The sequence below is a fragment of the Bradyrhizobium sp. USDA 4501 genome (genome assembly GCF_054062115.1).
Window position 1 is genome coordinate 8,243,460 of record NZ_JBSSEX010000001.1, and the last position, 16,302, is coordinate 8,259,761.

Here is a 16,302-nt window from a genome sequence, read left to right on the forward strand (position 1 = left end):
GCTCCCCAAGAACAAGACAACGGGGAAACGGCATGCAGCGGCGCGCATCATCGCTAATCATTGTTGCTCTGACGGCGTTGCTGGTGGCGACGCTGCCGGCGCGTGCCGCGGATTATCCGACGCGACCGATCAAGCTCGTGGTGCCCTATGCCGCGGGCGGGCCGACCGACGTGCTCGGCCGCATCGTCGGCGAATATCTCGGGCGCGATCTCAAACAGGTGGTCGTGGTCGAGAACAAGGCCGGTGCGCAGGGCGCGATCGGCGCCGAGGCCGTGGCGCGCTCCGATCCTGACGGCTACACGCTGTTCGTGACGGCCGCCTCGATCTTCGTGCTCAATCCGATGCTCTACAAGAAGCTGCCCTACGATCCGGCCAGGGATTTTCGCCTGCTGTCCGTCATCACGGACGCGCCGATGATCATGGAGGTGCACCCGTCGGTGCCGGCGAGGACGATCGCGGAGTTCGTCGCTTACGCGAAGAAGAATCCCGGAAAACTCAATTTCGGATCGGCGGGCACCGGCGGCACGGTTCATCTCGCCGGCGAGATGTTCAAGCAGATGGCCGGCGTCGAGATGACCCACGTGCCGTACAAGGGCGCAGGACCCGCGCTGACCGATCTGCTGTCCGGCAACATCCAGCTGATGTTCGACACGCTCGGCACCGCGCTGCCGCCGGTCAAATCGGGCATGCTGCGGCCGCTCGGCGTCAGCTCGACGGAGCGCATCCCCGATTTGCCCGATCTGCCGACGATCGCCGAGAGCGGCTATCCCGATTATGCGGTCAGCGTCTGGTATGGTATCGCAGCGCCGTCGAGGGTGCCTGACGACATCGCCGACAAGATCAAGGCGAGCCTCGACCGGGCCTTGAACGACGAAGCGTTCCGCGCTTCGCTGCTCAAGATCGGTTTCCCGCCGCTGCGCGCGAAGAGCCAGGCCGAGATCGACAAGTTCGTGAATACCGATCGCGCGCGATGGGCGGGCGTGGTCAAGGCGCTGAACATATCGCTGGATTGAGACATGGTACGTGAAATGGAACTGCGCCAGGGCGAGGTCGCCGTCGACATGCCGACGGCGCGCGATGCCGCGCTTGTCTTCATCGGCCGCATCCGCACGCCCTGGACCTCGCGGCTGGCGACGCCGCGGCAGGGGCGGCATGACGGACCGGTGTGCCGGCTCGAGATTTTCGAGCCCTGGGTCGCCGCGATCAAGGGCGTCGATTTCTATTCAAATCTCGAGGTGCTGTACTGGCTGCACCAGTCGCGCCGCGACATCGTGCTGCAAAGCCCGAAGAACAACGGCAACACCCGCGGCACCTTCTCGCTGCGCTCGCCGGTGCGCCCCAATCCGATCGGCACCGCGATCGTCAAGCTGGTCGGCGTCGAGCGCAACGTCATTTTGGTGCGCGGCCTCGACTGCCTCGACGAAACGCCGCTGATCGACGTCAAGCCCGACCGTTGCGAGTTCACCCCGCTCGCCCCGCCGCAGGCCGGGGACTTCGAGACGGAGTAGAATCTCTCAACCGTCTCCGGGGCGATGCGAAGCATCGAACCCGGAATCTCGAGATTCCGGGTTCGCGCTCCGCGCGCCCCGGAATGACAGCGGTGGAATTACTTCAACGCTGCGATCAGCTTCGCCGCGCTGGCCTCCAGCACCTTGCCGTCTTCCTTGTGGCTCGCGGGCGGCAGCAGTGCGACGCCGTCCTTGCGTGGCATGACGTGCATGTGCAGATGGAAGACGACCTGGCCACCGGCCGGCTCGTTGAATTGCTGCACCGTGATGCCGTCGGCTTCGAACGCCTTCATCGCGGCGGCGGCGATCTTGTGCGAGGCGCGCGCGACATGGGCGTAGTCGTCGGGCTTGATGTCGAGGATGTTGCGGGCAGGGGCCTTCGGGATCACGAGCGTGTGCCCCGGCGAGCGCGGCATGATGTCGAGGAACGCGAACACGTGCTCGTCCTCATAGACCTTGTAGCAGGGCAGCTCGCCGCGCAGGATCTTCGCGAAGATGTTGTTGTTGTCGTAGGCGGCGGGCATGGCGGCGGCTCCTCGATGATGCTGATTTATTGCCTAGGTGGCGGCGGAGACGTCAAGCGTCGTCGTCGACCGTCTTGCGGAACGGGCCGGCCTCGGTGAGCTCGCGGCCGACCTCGGCGACATAGTCGCGCTCGCGCTTGAGGTAATCGGCGATCGCACGGCGCAGCCCGGGATCGGCGATGAAATGCGCCGAATAGGTGGTCTGCGGCAGGTAGCCGCGCGCCAGCTTGTGCTCGCCCTGCGCGCCGGCCTCGACCACCTTGAGGCCGCGCTGAACCGCGAAATCGATCGCCTGGTAGTAGCAGACCTCGAAATGCAGGAACGGGTGGTGCTCGATCGCGCCCCAGTTGCGGCCGAACAGCGTGTCGGAGCCGATGAAGTTGATCGCACCGGCGATCCAGCGGCCGTTGCGCTTGGCCATCACCAGCAGCACGTCCCGGCTCATCGTCTGGCCGATCAGCGAGAAGAATTCTCGGGTCAGATAAGGCCGGCCCCATTTGCGCGAGCCGGTCTCCATGTAAAATTCGAAGAACGCATCCCAGGCGTCCTCGGTGATGTCTGAGCCGGTCAGCCAGTGGATGGTGATCCCGGCGGCGACCGCCTCGCGGCGCTCGCGCTTGATGCCCTTGCGATGGCGGGAGTTCAGCGAACCGAGAAAGTCGTCGAAGGTCTTGTAGCCGTCATTGTGCCAGTGGAACTGCTGGTCGGTCCGCTGCAGGAAACCGTGGGCGCCGAGGAACCTGGCCTCGTCCTCGCGGGCGAACGTCACATGCACGGAGGACGCCTCGGTGGCGTTGCAGAGCGCCCGGAGGCCCCGCGCCAGCGCCGAGCCGATCACCTCGCGGTCGACGCCGTCGCGGATCAACAGCCGCGGCCCGGTCGCGGGCGTGAAGGGGACGGACACCTGCAGCTTCGGGTAATAGCTGCCGCCGGCGCGGTGATAGGCCTCGGCCCAGCCGCGGTCGAACACGTATTCGCCCTGCGAATGCGATTTCAGATAGCAGGGCACGACGCCGACGATCCGGCCATCGAGCTTTGCGATCAGATGCCGCGGACCCCAGCCGGTCCGCGCGCAGGCCGAATTGGAGGCTTCGGCGGCAGCAAAAAAGGCATGGGAAACGAATGGGTTATAGCCCGAACTTGCGGCGGTCTGGCAATCCTTTGCGGAACCGGGCGAGGCAAGCGTGTCGAGGTGATGGATGCTGTCCGCATCCGCCTTGGGATTGGCGCAGGCGTCCCATTCGGCGGCCGGAATGCCGCCGATGTCGGCTACAGCTTCTAAGGTGATTTCAGAAGACGCCATCGAGAATGAAGACCGGTGCCTCGTTTGAGCATGATCTTTCCGGAACAGCTGCCTCCACTTCCGGATCATGCCCCGCATTGCGCCATCGCCGATGACGACCAACCCTCGCCAACATCGTGCGTCGCAGCGACGAGTTCAAGACTGCAAGGGCATGTCTCGGACATGTCAGGTTCCCGGCACGAACCCCTCGAAAATCATCTGGTCGGCGTAGCGCGCCGCGCGCTCGCGCTGTTCCACCGTCCGCACGGTCCAGGCCAGCAGCGCACAGCCGAACACGTTGCGGGCGATCCACGGCTCCGGTGCCGGCAGCTGGTTGACCCAATAGGCGACGAAATGCGGCTCGGTCGTAAAGCCGTGCCGCAGGTATAGCATGCTGTCGCGCTGTGCTGGCGTCAGCTTGTCCCAATGGCCGTCGTCATAGGTGCGCTGGGCGGTGATGCCGCGCGGCAGGTTCGGCATGATCTCGCGCAGCGCCAGCACCTGGTCGGGATCGAAGGACATGCCGACCACCGGGCCGGAATAGGACGCCAGCACCTCGGCCATCCGCCGCACCAGCTTGCGGTCGCCGTCGAAATGGCTCTTCACCTCGACCACCAGCGGCACGCGGCCGGCGACCAGCGCGCAGAGATCGCCGAGCGTCATCATCTGCTCGGCGGTGTCCTTGAACTTGACGGCCTTCAGCTCGGCCGCCGTCCTGGTTGCCAGCAGCCCCGCCCCCTCGGTGAGGCGGCCGAGCGCATCGTCGTGATGCACCATGGCCTCGCCGTCGGCGGTGAGCTGGATATCGCACTCGATGGCGAAGTTGCCGGCTACCGCGGCGGTGGCCGCGGCCGGCATGTTCTCGATGATGCCGCGTGCGGCATCGTGCAGGCCGCGATGGGCAACCGGCCGTTTCGTCAGCCAATCAGGAGCGCGCATCGATCAGGCGACTTCGAACACGCCTTCGACTTCGACCGCAGCGTCCGCGGGCAGCGAGGCGACGCCCACGGTGGTACGGGCATGGCGGCCCTTGTCGCCGAACGCCTCGACCATCAGGTCGGAGGCGCCGTTCAGCACCTTCGGCCCGTCAAAGAAGTCGGGCGCCGAATTGATGAATCCGCCGAGCCGCACCACGCGCACGACCTTGTCGAGGTCGCCGAGCGCGGCCTTGATCTGGGCCAGCAGATTGATTGCGCAGCCGCGCGCGGCAGCGGCGCCCTGTTCGAGCGTGACGCCGGCGCCGAGCTTGCCCTTGGCGATCAGCTTGCCCTCGGCGTTGAAGCAGACCTGGCCGGACACGAACAGCAGGTTTCCGCTGCGGACGAAGGGGACATAGTTTGCGACCGGGGAGGTCGGCTCCGGAAGTGTGATGCCCTGTGACGCCAGTTTTTGTTCGACGGTACCCGCCATTTTTGGTCCCCCAATTGGATTGCACGAAGCCTGAAACGCGGTCAGGGCCAAGTTTGTTTCGATTGTTTCGCGCATCGTGCCGCCGGTTGCAAGCGACGGTAAGGTGAGGACAACGCGGCCATGACGTGCCGAATCGCACGGAAAGCTGCCGAAAATGACGGCAATTTCGCTGCATACATTGCCATTTTGTCAGACTTGCCCCAGTTGCGGCGCAATACCACCGTCACTATTGTGGCGAATCCCTGCCTCCTTGAGGAAACCACATGACCCTGCCGTTCCGGACTCCGTCGCGTGCCCTGGTGTTTGCGATCGCCGTTGCCGCAGGATCCGGCCTGGTTCAGGGGCCCGCGGTCGCTGCGGCAAGCGGGCCGTTTCTCGCGCATCAGGCGCTCTACGACCTCAGCCTGGTGAAATCGCGCGGCTCCAACTCGGTCAGCGATGCGCGCGGGCGCATCCTCTACAATTTCTCCGGCAACTCCTGCGAAGGCTACACCTCCGAATTCCGCCAGGTGTCCGAGCTCGACAGCGGCGAGGGCAAGGTGACGCTGTCCGATCTTCGCTCCACGTCCTGGGAGGACGCGTCGGGCAAAAGCTACCGCTTCAAGATCGACACGCGGATGAACGACAGCGAATCGTCGCCGGTCGACGGCATCGCCGAGCGGGTCGGCGATCATATCACCGTGAAGCTGACCCAGCCGGTGAAGAAGACGTTCAATATCGACGGCAAGATCGTGTTCCCGACCGAGCAGATCCAGCACATCATCGCTGCCGCCCGCGACGGCAAGTCGGTGCTCGAGCAGACCGTCTATGACGGCTCCGACAACGGCGAGAAGATCTACAACACGCTGACCGTGATCGGCCGGCCGATCACAGGCGACCGCGCGCCGTCATCGCCCGATCCGTCGACGGCGAGCAATGCGATGAAGGCCATGACGCGCTGGCCGGTGACGGTGAGCTATTACGACAGCGACGCGCGCGCGAAGGACGGCGAGCAGACGCCGGTCTACGCGATGTCGTTCGAGCTGTACGAGAACGGCGTCTCCCGTGCGCTGGTGCTGGACTACAACGATTTCGTGATCTCGGGCGCGCTGGACAAGTTCGACGTCAGGGATTCCAAGCCCTGCAAGTGAGGGCTGGCTATCGCCACCCACTCAGCGTCGTCCCGGGCAAGCGAAGCGGGACCCATCACCACAGGGGTGAGTTGTTGAAGGGGGCTGTGGCCCCAGCGTCGCACAACAATCACCTTCGGTGGATGGGTCCCGGCTTTCGTCGGGACGACGGCGGAGCAAGCCCGAGCACTCCACGACACCGCACTGGCCGGAACCGTCCGACACGAGTACGCTTCCCAAAACGCACGTGTCAGGGAGGCACCTCATGAGCGAGCTCAACCACCTTCGCCCCAGCGGCCTGCATCACAATCCGGCTTACTCCCACGTCGTCGTCGCCTCCGGCGCGCGCACGATCTACATTTCGGGACAGGTCTCCGTCGACGAGGAGGGCCGCGTGGTCGGCGCCGGCGATCTCGCCGCGCAGACGACGCAGGTGATGCAGAACCTCGGCATGGCGCTGAAGGCCGCCGGAGCCAGCTATTCCAATATCGTGAAGATCACGACCTTCGTCGTCGGCTACAAGCCGGAGCTCCGTCCCATCATCGGCAAGGCACGTTCGGCGTTCTTTGAGGGCATGGAGCCGCCGGCCTCTACGCTGGTCGGCGTCACCGCGCTCGCGGCGCCGGAATGGCTGATTGAGATCGAGGCGGTTGCGGTCGCGGATTGAGAAGGGCATCGTGACGCTGAGTACCGTCACCCTGAGGAGCGCGCATCGCGCGCGTCTCGAAGGGCGACGGCCCGAGGCTTTCCGGTCATCCTTCAAGGCTCGCTCCGCTCGCGCCTCCAGCGACAAAGGCGAGGCCTTTGCGCGGGGATGACGTCAACGATGAATTACTCCCCCTCGCTCTTCTGCGGCCCCTCATAGGCAATGCCCCTGATCACGGCGGCATTGCCGAATTTCCTGCGCAGATTGTCCATCGCGCGTTCGGCGTGCGCCGAGCGGCGGTCGAGCATGTCGGAATCGTTGGCCTGCGCGCCCGGGCGCAGCGCGCTGACGCCGGTGCCCATCAGGCGGAAGGCGGTGCCGTCGACTTCCTTCGCGAGCATCTCGCGCGACACCGCAAAGATCTTGGCGGCAAGCTGGGTCGGGGTCTGGATCGATTGCGAACGGGTACGCTGGCGGAAGTCCGCGGTCTTCAGCTTCAGCGTGATGGTACAGCCCGAGAGCTCGCTGGTCTTCAGCCGCGCCGAGACTTTCTCGGACAGTTTCCAGAGCAGTCTTTCCAGCGTTGCGAAGTCGCGGATGTCGGTCTCGAAGGTGGTCTCGCTCGAGATCGTCTTGGCGCCGCGATCGGCCACCACGCTGCGGTCGTCGATGCCGCGCGCGAGCCGCCACAGCCGGCGGCCTTCGCTCGCAAACTGCTTCATCAATTCGTTCTCGTCGGCGCGCTGCAGGTCGGCGATGATGCGGAAGCCGCGCTGCACCAGCTTCTCCTGGGTCGCAGGGCCGACGCCGTAGATGAAGCCGACCGGTTTGCTGGCGAGCATCTCGCGCGCCTCGTCCTGGTCGAGCGCGGCAAAGCCCCTCGGCTTGTCGAGGTCGGAGGCGATCTTGGCGAGGAACTTGTTGCAGGACAGCCCGACCGACACCGTGATGCCGATGTCGCGCTCGACATCGCGGGCGAATTTGGCGAGCACCTTGGCCGGGATCATGCCGTGGACGCGCTGCGTGCCGGCGAGATCGAGGAAGGCTTCGTCGATCGACAGCGGCTCGACCAGCGGCGTCAGCGCCTGCATCGCCTGCCGCACCTCGCGCCCGACCCGGACATACTTCGCCATGTCCGGCGGAATTACGGTCGCATCCGGGCAGAGTTCCAGCGCCTTGAACATCGGCATCGCCGAGCGGACGCCATAGGTGCGGGCGATGTAACAGGCGGCCGACACGACGCCGCGCTTGCCGCCGCCGATGATGACCGGGCGGTCGGCGATCTCGGGATTGTCGCGCTTCTCGACGGTGGCATAGAACGCGTCGCAGTCGATGTGCGCCAGCGCCAGCGCGGGCAGGGCGCGATGACGCACCAGCCGCGGCGAGCCGCAATGGCTGCATCGCTTCACCTTGATATCGAGGTCGCCGAGGCAGTCTCGGCAGAAACTGAGGGGGCCGTCGGAAGCTGCCGCTGCCGTCGTCACGGCACGTCGCGCTCCCATTTCGGGTCGCCCAGCGCCTGATGGGCGGCGGCGATATTGGTCGGGTGCAGTTCCGAGGCCCTGGCAAACGCCTTCACGGTGGCGTCGTCGCGCATCACGAAATCGAGCACGCTCGCAAGAAATTGAGGGTTGGACGCGGCGTTCCGCAGCGTCTCTGGACCGATTCCGGTTTCAGCCAGGAACAGGCCCAGCCGCTCGGGATCGCCGGCAATGAAGCCGAGCGCCTGAATCGCAACGATTTCAGCAACTTCCCGGGGGTTGTGAACAGGCTTTTTCAACGCGCCGGTTTGCCTTTCCGTTAACTTATGGTCTCTATTGAGAGGCCCATCATGCCCGAGTCTTCCTCATGTGTTCAAGCAACGGAAACCACGCTGCGGAAGTTGGACTTCGGGTTAACGGGTTAGAGCGATTCTGGCGCTAGTTTGAATTCACATTTTCGACGCGCCCCGAGCGCGGTGCGTGAGGTACCGCAGCCGGGCCCGTCTCCTGGGTTTGGGAGGGACGGGATGGCCAAAACCGTCCTGATCGTGGAGGACAACGAGCTCAACATGAAGCTCTTTCGCGATCTGTTGGAAGCGCACGGCTATCAGACTTCGGGCACCAGCAATGGCTTCGAAGCGCTCGACCTTGTCCGCAAGCTGCGCCCCGACCTCATCCTGATGGACATCCAGCTACCCCAGGTTTCCGGCCTGGAGGTCACGCGCTGGATCAAGGACGATCCCGATCTGCGCGCAATTCCGGTGGTCGCGGTCACCGCCTTCGCCATGAAGGGCGACGAAGAACGTATCCGCGAGGGCGGCTGCGAAGCCTATTTGTCCAAGCCGATCTCGGTCGGCAAATTTATTGAGACTGTCCGACGCTTTATCGGATAGGGGAGTTGTGGTGCAATGTCCGCGCGTATCCTCGTGGTCGATGACGTTCCGGCGAACGTCAAGTTGTTGGAAGCCCGTCTGTCAGCCGAATATTTCGATGTGTTGACTGCCTCCAACGGGACCGAGGCACTGGAAATTTGCGCACGCGCCGAATGCGACATCATCCTGCTCGATGTCATGATGCCCGACATGGACGGCTTCGAGGTCTGCCGCCGGCTGAAGTCGAATCCGGCGACCCATTTCATTCCGGTCGTCATCGTCACCGCGCTCGACAGCCCGGCCGATCGCGTGCGCGGCCTTGAAGCCGGCGCCGATGACTTCCTGACCAAGCCGGTGTCCGACGTCGTGCTGATCGCGCGCGTGCGCTCGCTGACGCGGCTGAAGATGATGACCGATGAGCTGCGCATGCGCGCCATCACCTCGCTCGAGATCGGCATGCAGGCGCCCGAGCGCAGCGCGATCGCCGACAAGGGCACCGGCGGCCGCATTCTCCTCGTCGACGACCGGCCGTCGTCCTACGAGAAGCTGGCGCCGATCCTCTCGGCCGAACACACCGTCGACGTCGAGATCAATCCGTCGGAAGCCTTGTTCCACGCCGCCGAGGGCAATTACGACTTGCTGATCGTGTCGCTCAGCCTCGACAATTATGACGGCCTGCGGCTGTGCAGCCAGGCCCGCTCGCTGGAGCGCACGCGCCAGGTCCCGATCCTCGCCATCTCGGATGCCGACAACAACACGCGGCTCATGCGCGGGCTCGAGATCGGCGTCAACGACTATCTGCTGCGTCCGGTCGACAAGAACGAGCTCTTGGCGCGTGCGCGCACGCAGATCCGCCGCCGCCGCTACACCGATCATCTGCGCGACAATGTGCAGAACTCGATCGAGATGGCGATCACGGATGCGCTGACCGGTCTCAATAACCGACGCTACATGGAAAGCCACCTCGCGACGCTGGCGGAGCAGGCCTCGATCCGCGGCAAGCCGCTGGCGCTGATGATCCTCGACATCGACTACTTCAAGGCGATCAACGACACCTACGGCCACGATGCCGGCGACGACGTGCTGCGCGAATTCGCCGTCCGCATCCGCAAGTCGATCCGCGGCATTGATCTGGCCTGCCGCTATGGCGGCGAGGAGTTCGTCATCGTGATGCCCGAGACCGACCTGCATGTCGCCGGCATGGTCGCCGAGCGGCTGCGCCGCTCGATCGCGGGCGAGCCCTTCACCGTCGACAAGGGCGGCAAGCGGATCACCGTCACGATCTCGATCGGTCTCACCACGCTGGAGCGCAAGGGCGAGCAGGTCACCGATGTGCTCAAGCGCGCCGACACCGCGCTCTATCGCGCCAAGCACGACGGCCGCAACCGCGTGGTGTCTGCGGCAGCGTAGCGCGATCTCGCAGCCCGGATGCAGCGAAGCGCAATCCGGGGTATCGCGCCGCTTGCACCAGCTTCCCGGATTTCGCTGCGCTCCATCCGGGCTACGAAGTGCCCTTAGCGGCCGCGTCTCACCGCGTCATAGGCCATCCGCTTGAACTCGAACGAGAACGGATGGACGAACGCCATCTGGCGCTGCGCCATCATGACGCCGGCGATGCCCGTTTTGGGCGAAATCCACCACTGCGTGCCTGCGACACACCGCCCCAATAGAGTTCGCCGGCGGCGTCGGGATGATCGATCGAGGAGGGGTTGAGGATCAGTCCGCCGGTAAGACCATAGGTCTTGCCGGGCTGCTCGCCCATCATCGCGAAGCGGATCCATTGGCCCGGCGTGAGCTGGTTGGTCATCGCCTCTGCGATCGTCTCCGGCTTCAGCAGCGTCGGCCCGCCGGGCAAGAGGCTGCGGATCAGCGCGACCATGTCATGCAGCGTCGAGACGAGGCCGCCGCCGCCATTGAAGCGCGGCACCGGGCGCAGATAGGCGCCAGGATAGGGCGCGTTGTCGGTGCGCGTCAGCCCGGGCTTCATCGGGTCCATCAGATCGGCGCCGGCGTAATAGGCGACGAGCCGGTTGTGATCCTTCTCCGGAACATGGAAGCCGGTGTCGACCATGCCGAGCGGATCGAGGATCCGCGCCTTGACGAACTTGTCGAACGGCTGGCCGCTCACCACCTCGACCAGCCGTGCGACCACGTCGATGGCAACGGAATATTCCCACGACGAGCCGGGATGGAACACCAGCGGCAGATCGGACAGACCGTCGACCATGTCGGCGAGCGTCGTCATCGGATTGAGGATCTTGCGCTCGTTGTAGGCCTTGAAGATCGGTGTGCCCGGATCGAACAGGCCGTAGCTGAGGCCGGCCGAGTGGCTCAGCAGATGGCGAATGGTGATCGACCGCTGCGCCGGTTCGGTGTCGTCGATCGACGTCGCGCCCGGCCGCAGCACCTTGCGGTTTCTGAGTTGCGGGATGAAGGTCTCGATCGGATCGTCGAGCCGGAAGCGGCCTTCCTCGACCAGCAGCAGCGCCGCGCAGGAGGTGATCAGCTTGGTGTTGGAGAAGACGCGGAAGATGTGATCGGTGCGTAGCGGAATCTGCGCTTCCTTGTCGGCCCATCCGACGCAGCCCGTGTCAGCGATGTCGCGCCCGACCAGAACCGTCCAGGAGACGCCGGACAGGAGATCGTTGTCGATGTAGCGCTGCATGGCCGCGCGCGCCGGCGCGAAATCATAGCCGATGGCCGTCACCTTCAGATCTTCCATGGTCGTTTCCCCTGTTGTGCCGCAAGTCTTCTAAGTAGCAGGTCTTCGCGCGGTCGCGGCCAATCTCGCGGGACGGAATATCCAGCCGGGAATGCCGTGGCCTGCGGTCGGTGTTAACAACCAAACCTGACTTCCGCACGCAACCGGATTTATCCGGCGCGTTTCTTGCCGGCGGGGGCGGGGCTGCCGACCTTGACGCCTGCATTTGCCAGCAACACGCGTGCGGCTTCCTTGGCCGCGCGCGCCATCGCCGGATCGTCGCGCACCAGATCCTGCGCGATCGAGCCATCGACCAGCAGCGTGAGCTGGGTCGCAAGTCCCTCGGCATCGGCGACGCCGAGCCGCCGCAGCAGATCGCGAAACCAGAGCCGGCGGCTTTCCTTGAAGGCGATTGCGATGTTCCTGAAGGTGCGATCCTCGTCCTCCGGCCCGAGCTCGGCCACCGCGTTCACGAACGGGCAGCCGCGAAAGTCCTTCGCCGAGAAGCGCCGCTCCAGCGAATCGAAGGTTGCGAGAATCTGCTCGGCCGGCGGCTTGTCGGAGGGACGCGGCTGCACGAAGCGGCGTTGCAGATAGGCTTCTATCAGCGCGTCCTTCGACGGGAAGTGGTTGTAGAGCGTGCGCTTGCTGATGCCGATCTCGGCCGCGATGGTGTCGACGCCGATGGCGCGAATGCCCTGCAGGTAGAAGAGCTTGTCGGCGGTCTCGAGGATCCGCTCCTTCATGGTCTGTTTGGGAGGCGGGTAAGCCATGCGCCAGCCGTGATCCTCTTCGCTTGACAGTCAGCCTCCTGTATAGCCTAAGTACACAGGTCTGTGTAACCAAAACATGCATGAATCGCAGGCCATGGCACGCGTGCCGTGCCGTTATGGGAGAATAAGAACAATGCCCCTGTTGCAGGTCCTGCGTCCCACCCTTCCCATCCTGATCGGCGCCTCCATCATGCTCACGCTGAGCATGGGGCTGCGGCAGAGCCTCGGCATCTTCATGCAGCCGCTGACGCACGACATCGGCATCTCGATATCCCACTTCACGCTGGCGCTCGCGGTGCAGAACCTCGCCTGGGGTTTTCTGCAGCCGGTCGCCGGCGCGATGACGGTGCGTTACGGCTTTCGCCCGATCATGGTGGTCGGCGCGCTGGCCTACATCGCGGGCCTCGTGCTGATGACGACGGCGCATGGGCTCGTTGCCATCATGATCGGCGCCGGTGTCCTGATCGGCCTTTCGCTCGCCTGCACCGCGAATGCGATCGCGATGTCGGTCTCGGCGCGCGCGGTGCCGGAGACGGTACGCTCGACAGTGCTCGGCATGGTCTCCGCCGCGGGCTCGCTCGGCGCGCTGCTGTCGGCGCCGATCGGCCAGATGCTCAATGAGGGTTTCGGTTGGCGCGTCGGACTTGCCGGCTTTGTCATTCTCTCGATCTTCATGATCCCGGCGGCGTTGTACGCCGGGCGCGTCGACAAGATTCCGCTGCCGAAGCCCGCTGGCGACGACATCGGCAACGCCACCGCGGCGACGGCGGCGAAGACCGCGTTCGGCAACGCAGCCTTCGTGGTGATGACCTGCGCCTACATGGTCTGCGGCATGCAGCTCGTCTTCCTCACCACGCATCTGCCGTCGTATCTCGCGATCTGCGGGCTCGATCCGATGCTGAGCGCGCAGACGCTCGGCATGATCGGCGGCTTCAATGTGCTGGGCTCGCTGTTCTTCGGCTGGGCCGGCCAGCGCTGGAACAAGCTGGCGCTGCTCGGCGCGATCTACATCCTGCGCTCGCTGGCGCTCGCCTGGTACTTCATGCTGCCGGCAACGCCCGGCTCGACGCTGCTGTTCGGTGCGATCATGGGCTTCCTCTGGATGGGTGTCGGTCCGCTGGTCGCGGGCGCGGTGGCCGAGATGTTCGGCTTGCGCTGGCAGGCGATGATCCAGGGCCTCGCCTTCATGAGCCACCAGGTCGGCAGCTTCCTCGGCGCTTACGGAGGAGGGCTGATCTACGACTCGCTCGGCTCCTACACCATGGCCTGGCGCATCGGCGTCGCGCTGGGCCTTGCCGGCGGCATCATCCAGCTCGCCTTCGCGCTGATCCGGCCGGCGCAGCCGCCGCTGCTGAAGGCCGCTTAGCAGAATCCCTGCGAAGCTGGCGGCTGCTCCTTGCGAGGGCAGTCGCCAGATTCTGCCTAGTTTTTGACCGGCCACTTGCCGCAAGAGCGTGCAATGGAGCGCGATGCTGTTCCGGCCGCGGATCGAAGCGATAGCTTTTTCAACGTGTTACGCGGCGCGCAGTGGTGGCACGAATCTTGTTTCAATTTGGCTAGAAATCGTGCCGGAAACCCTCGCTGAGGGTTCCGGCCTGGGGACTTTGGGAAGGGCTGGCCGCGATGGGGCTAGTCGCCGTCATTCTCCAGCCATCCGCGCACCACGGCCTTTGCCGCGCCGCCGAGCAGGAGGCCCTTGTGCCCTGCGTCGGGCCTGATGCCGCTGCGACTTCGCTGCATCCCGCCACCCGCACCGCGGCACTTCGAGACATCCCGATAACCGGACGCGCGCTGTCCTTCGGCGCTCACGCTGCGAACGCGCCGCGCCCATTCCGAACGCCAGCATTTCTCTTGTGATGGGAGGTCGATGATGGAGTCTGCGACACACACGCGCCAGAAGCTCGTGAGAATCGTGGTTGCCTTGTTGGGCGTGGCGTTCCTTTGCCTGCTGTTCGGCGATCTCGCGCTGGCCGAGGATGCGGCGGCGCCGCCTGCCTGTGGCGGCAAGATTCTCGAGAAGTGCACGCCGAATTCCGGCGACACCGCCTGGATGCTCACGTCAGTCGCGCTCGTCCTGATGATGACGATCCCGGGGCTCGGCCTGTTCTATGGCGGCATGGTGCGCAAGAAGAATGTCGGCGATACCGTGATGACCAGCTTCGCGGTCACCTGCCTGGTCACGATCCTGTTTGCCGTCCTTACCTACAGTCTGGCGTTTCGTGCCGGCACGCCGTTCATCGGCGGCCTCGATCGCCTGTTCCTCAAGGACATCCTGAGCGACATCGGCAAGGGAGGCATCGGCAATCCCAATCCGCTCGCTGCGACGATCCCCGAGTCCGTTTACATCTGCTTCCAGATGACGTTCGCCATCATCACGCCGGCGCTGATTGCCGGCGCGTTTGCCGAGCGGATGAAGTTCTCCGCGATGCTCTGGTTCATCGGGCTGTGGGCGATCTTCGTCTATGCGCCGATCGCGCACTGGGTCTGGGGCCCTGACGGCATATTCTCGGCCGGCAACGACGCTGCGTATGTCAAGGTTCTCGATTTCGCCGGCGGCACCGTTGTGCACATCAACGCCGGCGTCGCGGGCCTGATGTGCGCCATCATGCTCGGCAAGCGCGTCGAGACGGGGCCGGCGCACAATATGGTGCTGACCTTCATTGGCGCCTCGCTGTTGTGGGTCGGCTGGTTCGGGTTCAACGCCGGCTCCGCTGTCACGGCCGGAATGCAGGCGGGCATGGCCATGCTGGTGACTCAGATCGCCACGGCGGTGGCGGGCTTCACCTGGATGCTGGTGGAATGGGCGTTGAAGGGCAAGCCGACCGTCGTCGGAATCTGCTCGGGTGCCGTGGCGGGCCTCGTCGCGATCACGCCGGCCTCCGGTTTCGTCGGGCCGGTCGGCGCTTTCGCGATCGGCATCGCCGCCGGCGTCTGCTGCTACTGGGGATGCACCGGCTTGAAGCGCATGTTCAGCTACGATGATGCGCTGGACTGCTTCGGTGTCCATGCCCTTGGCGGCATCGTCGGAGCGCTGCTGACCGGGGTGTTCGCGGTCGAGCAGTATGGTGGAACGGCAGGTGTTCTGGAAGGAAATCCCGGGCAGTTCCTCAATCAATGCATCGGCGTCGCGACGGTTTTCGTGTATGATGCCGTGGTGAGCCTGATCATCCTGTTCGTGATCAATCTCTTCGTCGGGCTTCGAGTGACGCGGGACATCGAGCGCGAAGGGTTGGATCTGGCACTGCACGGCGAGGTCGTGCAGTAGACTTTGGCGGCATTCCGCGCAGCCGGCGATCTTCGCCCGCTGGCGCGGATTTAAGCTGTTCGAGGTGATCCGATGAACTGGTTCTATTGGAACACAGCGTGGTCGCTGTTCTTCAGCCTCATTTGGTTCATGACGATCACACACAATCCGGATGCAGAGATCGCAGACGCGCATCTGCGTGACGAGGCGTTCAAGGGTTAGCTCCGGTAGTAACGCCACATCCTGAGGAACGTCCGGTGGATCTCGTCGGGCGTCCGGTCGAATGGCTCCAGATTGACGCGGACTACGCCACGATGGTCCATGCGCCACGGCAGGCGCATCAACAGCCGGTAGGCCGGCCGCTTGCGCCAATCGGCCACCAGCGCGCTGCCGAGCGGTCCGTTAAGCGCGATCTGCAACTCGTGAACCGTCATCGCGCGCTCAGCGATCTCGACGAGGTCGATGCGCGTGATGGCGCGCCAGCGGATCAGCCCGAAGGCCTGGATGAAGATGCCGTACTGGTTGGCCCCGATCGTCGGACGACCAGCCTCCAGCAGGGGGATGTTGTAATAGGTGAAGCCGCCCGCTGCCGCTGCCGGCGCCAGCCAATAGATCGCGCCCGTGATCCAGGTCGCGGTCAGGAAGATCGCGGCGAGGGCTGCCGTGACATAGACCGGAAAGTAGATGTCCTCGCGGCCGTAAGCGACCGAGTAGCCGCCGACGTTTCCCTCGTCCAAGGTTGCGATCATCTG

The 16,302-nt window shown here is 64.7% G+C and carries 18 protein-coding genes; 9 read left to right on the forward strand and 9 right to left on the reverse strand.

Annotated elements, in window-relative coordinates; genetic code table 11:
* Nucleotides 1–32 precede the first annotated feature (32 nt).
* Nucleotides 33–1,013 carry a Bug family tripartite tricarboxylate transporter substrate binding protein gene (locus tag ACVWZM_RS38280; RefSeq protein WP_456835057.1) on the forward strand — a complete coding sequence of 327 codons (981 nt, stop codon included), beginning with the start codon at nucleotides 33–35 and terminating at the stop codon, nucleotides 1,011–1,013.
* A 3-nt stretch (nucleotides 1,014–1,016) separates the two neighbouring features.
* Nucleotides 1,017–1,508: a tRNA (N6-threonylcarbamoyladenosine(37)-N6)-methyltransferase TrmO gene (tsaA, locus tag ACVWZM_RS38285; protein ID WP_456835058.1), complete on the forward strand. Its 492-nt coding sequence runs from the start codon at nucleotides 1,017–1,019 to the stop codon at nucleotides 1,506–1,508.
* 98 nt (nucleotides 1,509–1,606) lie between these two features.
* On the opposite strand, the gene ACVWZM_RS38290 is transcribed toward tsaA, so the two are convergent.
* From ACVWZM_RS38290 to ACVWZM_RS38305, 4 genes are all read right to left on the reverse strand, one after another.
* Complete coding sequence (locus ACVWZM_RS38290) at nucleotides 1,607–2,032, reverse strand: HIT family protein (RefSeq protein ID WP_057020806.1); 426 nt, start codon at nucleotides 2,030–2,032, stop codon at nucleotides 1,607–1,609.
* Between the two features lie 52 nt (nucleotides 2,033–2,084).
* Nucleotides 2,085–3,335 carry a GNAT family N-acetyltransferase gene (locus tag ACVWZM_RS38295; protein WP_456816230.1) on the reverse strand — a complete coding sequence of 417 codons (1,251 nt, stop codon included), beginning with the start codon at nucleotides 3,333–3,335 and terminating at the stop codon, nucleotides 2,085–2,087.
* Between the two features lie 165 nt (nucleotides 3,336–3,500).
* Entirely contained in the window at nucleotides 3,501–4,253 is a 753-nt protein-coding gene (locus ACVWZM_RS38300; RefSeq protein WP_076834494.1) for a glycerophosphodiester phosphodiesterase, read from the reverse strand.
* Nucleotides 4,254–4,256: 3 nt separating this feature from the next.
* Nucleotides 4,257–4,724, reverse strand: coding sequence for a RidA family protein (locus tag ACVWZM_RS38305; protein WP_016845428.1), 468 nt, complete (start codon nucleotides 4,722–4,724; stop codon nucleotides 4,257–4,259).
* 263 nt (nucleotides 4,725–4,987) lie between these two features.
* Here ACVWZM_RS38305 and ACVWZM_RS38310 point away from each other — a divergent pair, with 263 nt between their 5' ends.
* Nucleotides 4,988–5,854: a cell envelope integrity EipB family protein gene (locus ACVWZM_RS38310; RefSeq protein ID WP_057020803.1), complete on the forward strand. Its 867-nt coding sequence runs from the start codon at nucleotides 4,988–4,990 to the stop codon at nucleotides 5,852–5,854.
* 244 nt (nucleotides 5,855–6,098) lie between these two features.
* Entirely contained in the window at nucleotides 6,099–6,500 is a 402-nt protein-coding gene (locus ACVWZM_RS38315) for a RidA family protein (RefSeq protein ID WP_038388572.1), read from the forward strand.
* 164 nt (nucleotides 6,501–6,664) lie between these two features.
* Here ACVWZM_RS38315 and ACVWZM_RS38320 read toward each other — a convergent pair whose 3' ends face one another.
* A complete protein-coding gene (locus ACVWZM_RS38320; protein WP_076834490.1) occupies nucleotides 6,665–7,981 on the reverse strand; it encodes a DNA polymerase IV in 1,317 nt (438 codons plus the stop codon).
* Entirely contained in the window at nucleotides 7,960–8,259 is a 300-nt protein-coding gene (locus tag ACVWZM_RS38325) for a DUF3572 domain-containing protein (protein ID WP_076834488.1), read from the reverse strand. The genes ACVWZM_RS38320 and ACVWZM_RS38325 overlap by 22 nt, the downstream gene beginning before the upstream one ends.
* A gap of 228 nt (nucleotides 8,260–8,487) precedes the next feature.
* On the opposite strand from ACVWZM_RS38325, the gene ACVWZM_RS38330 reads away from it, so the two are divergent.
* Together ACVWZM_RS38330 and ACVWZM_RS38335 are read left to right on the forward strand one after the other, a co-directional pair.
* Complete coding sequence (locus ACVWZM_RS38330; RefSeq protein ID WP_028336390.1) at nucleotides 8,488–8,853, forward strand: response regulator; 366 nt, start codon at nucleotides 8,488–8,490, stop codon at nucleotides 8,851–8,853.
* A gap of 15 nt (nucleotides 8,854–8,868) precedes the next feature.
* Complete coding sequence (locus tag ACVWZM_RS38335; RefSeq protein ID WP_028336389.1) at nucleotides 8,869–10,242, forward strand: PleD family two-component system response regulator; 1,374 nt, start codon at nucleotides 8,869–8,871, stop codon at nucleotides 10,240–10,242.
* Nucleotides 10,243–10,432: 190 nt separating this feature from the next.
* Here the strand turns inward: ACVWZM_RS38335 and ACVWZM_RS38340 are convergent, their stop codons facing one another.
* Together ACVWZM_RS38340 and ACVWZM_RS38345 are read right to left on the reverse strand one after the other, a co-directional pair.
* The gene (locus ACVWZM_RS38340; RefSeq protein ID WP_456855905.1) at nucleotides 10,433–11,554 is read right to left on the reverse strand and encodes a serine hydrolase domain-containing protein; all 1,122 of its coding nucleotides are present in this window, start codon (nucleotides 11,552–11,554) and stop codon (nucleotides 10,433–10,435) included.
* 149 nt (nucleotides 11,555–11,703) lie between these two features.
* Nucleotides 11,704–12,306, reverse strand: a complete 603-nt coding sequence (locus ACVWZM_RS38345) for a TetR/AcrR family transcriptional regulator (protein WP_076834486.1) — start codon at nucleotides 12,304–12,306, stop codon at nucleotides 11,704–11,706.
* 133 nt (nucleotides 12,307–12,439) lie between these two features.
* Here ACVWZM_RS38345 and ACVWZM_RS38350 point away from each other — a divergent pair, with 133 nt between their 5' ends.
* From ACVWZM_RS38350 to ACVWZM_RS38360, 3 genes are all read left to right on the forward strand, one after another.
* Nucleotides 12,440–13,672, forward strand: coding sequence for an MFS transporter (locus ACVWZM_RS38350; RefSeq protein WP_057020799.1), 1,233 nt, complete (start codon nucleotides 12,440–12,442; stop codon nucleotides 13,670–13,672).
* A 501-nt stretch (nucleotides 13,673–14,173) separates the two neighbouring features.
* Nucleotides 14,174–15,571 carry an ammonium transporter gene (locus ACVWZM_RS38355; protein ID WP_076834484.1) on the forward strand — a complete coding sequence of 466 codons (1,398 nt, stop codon included), beginning with the start codon at nucleotides 14,174–14,176 and terminating at the stop codon, nucleotides 15,569–15,571.
* Between the two features lie 72 nt (nucleotides 15,572–15,643).
* Complete coding sequence (locus ACVWZM_RS38360; RefSeq protein ID WP_256527872.1) at nucleotides 15,644–15,772, forward strand: hypothetical protein; 129 nt, start codon at nucleotides 15,644–15,646, stop codon at nucleotides 15,770–15,772.
* Here ACVWZM_RS38360 and ACVWZM_RS38365 read toward each other — a convergent pair.
* Nucleotides 15,769–16,299 (reverse strand): hypothetical protein, encoded by a 531-nt coding sequence (locus ACVWZM_RS38365; RefSeq protein WP_076834482.1) that lies wholly within the window; start codon nucleotides 16,297–16,299, stop codon nucleotides 15,769–15,771. The genes ACVWZM_RS38360 and ACVWZM_RS38365 overlap by 4 nt on opposite strands.
* Nucleotides 16,300–16,302 lie beyond the last annotated feature (3 nt).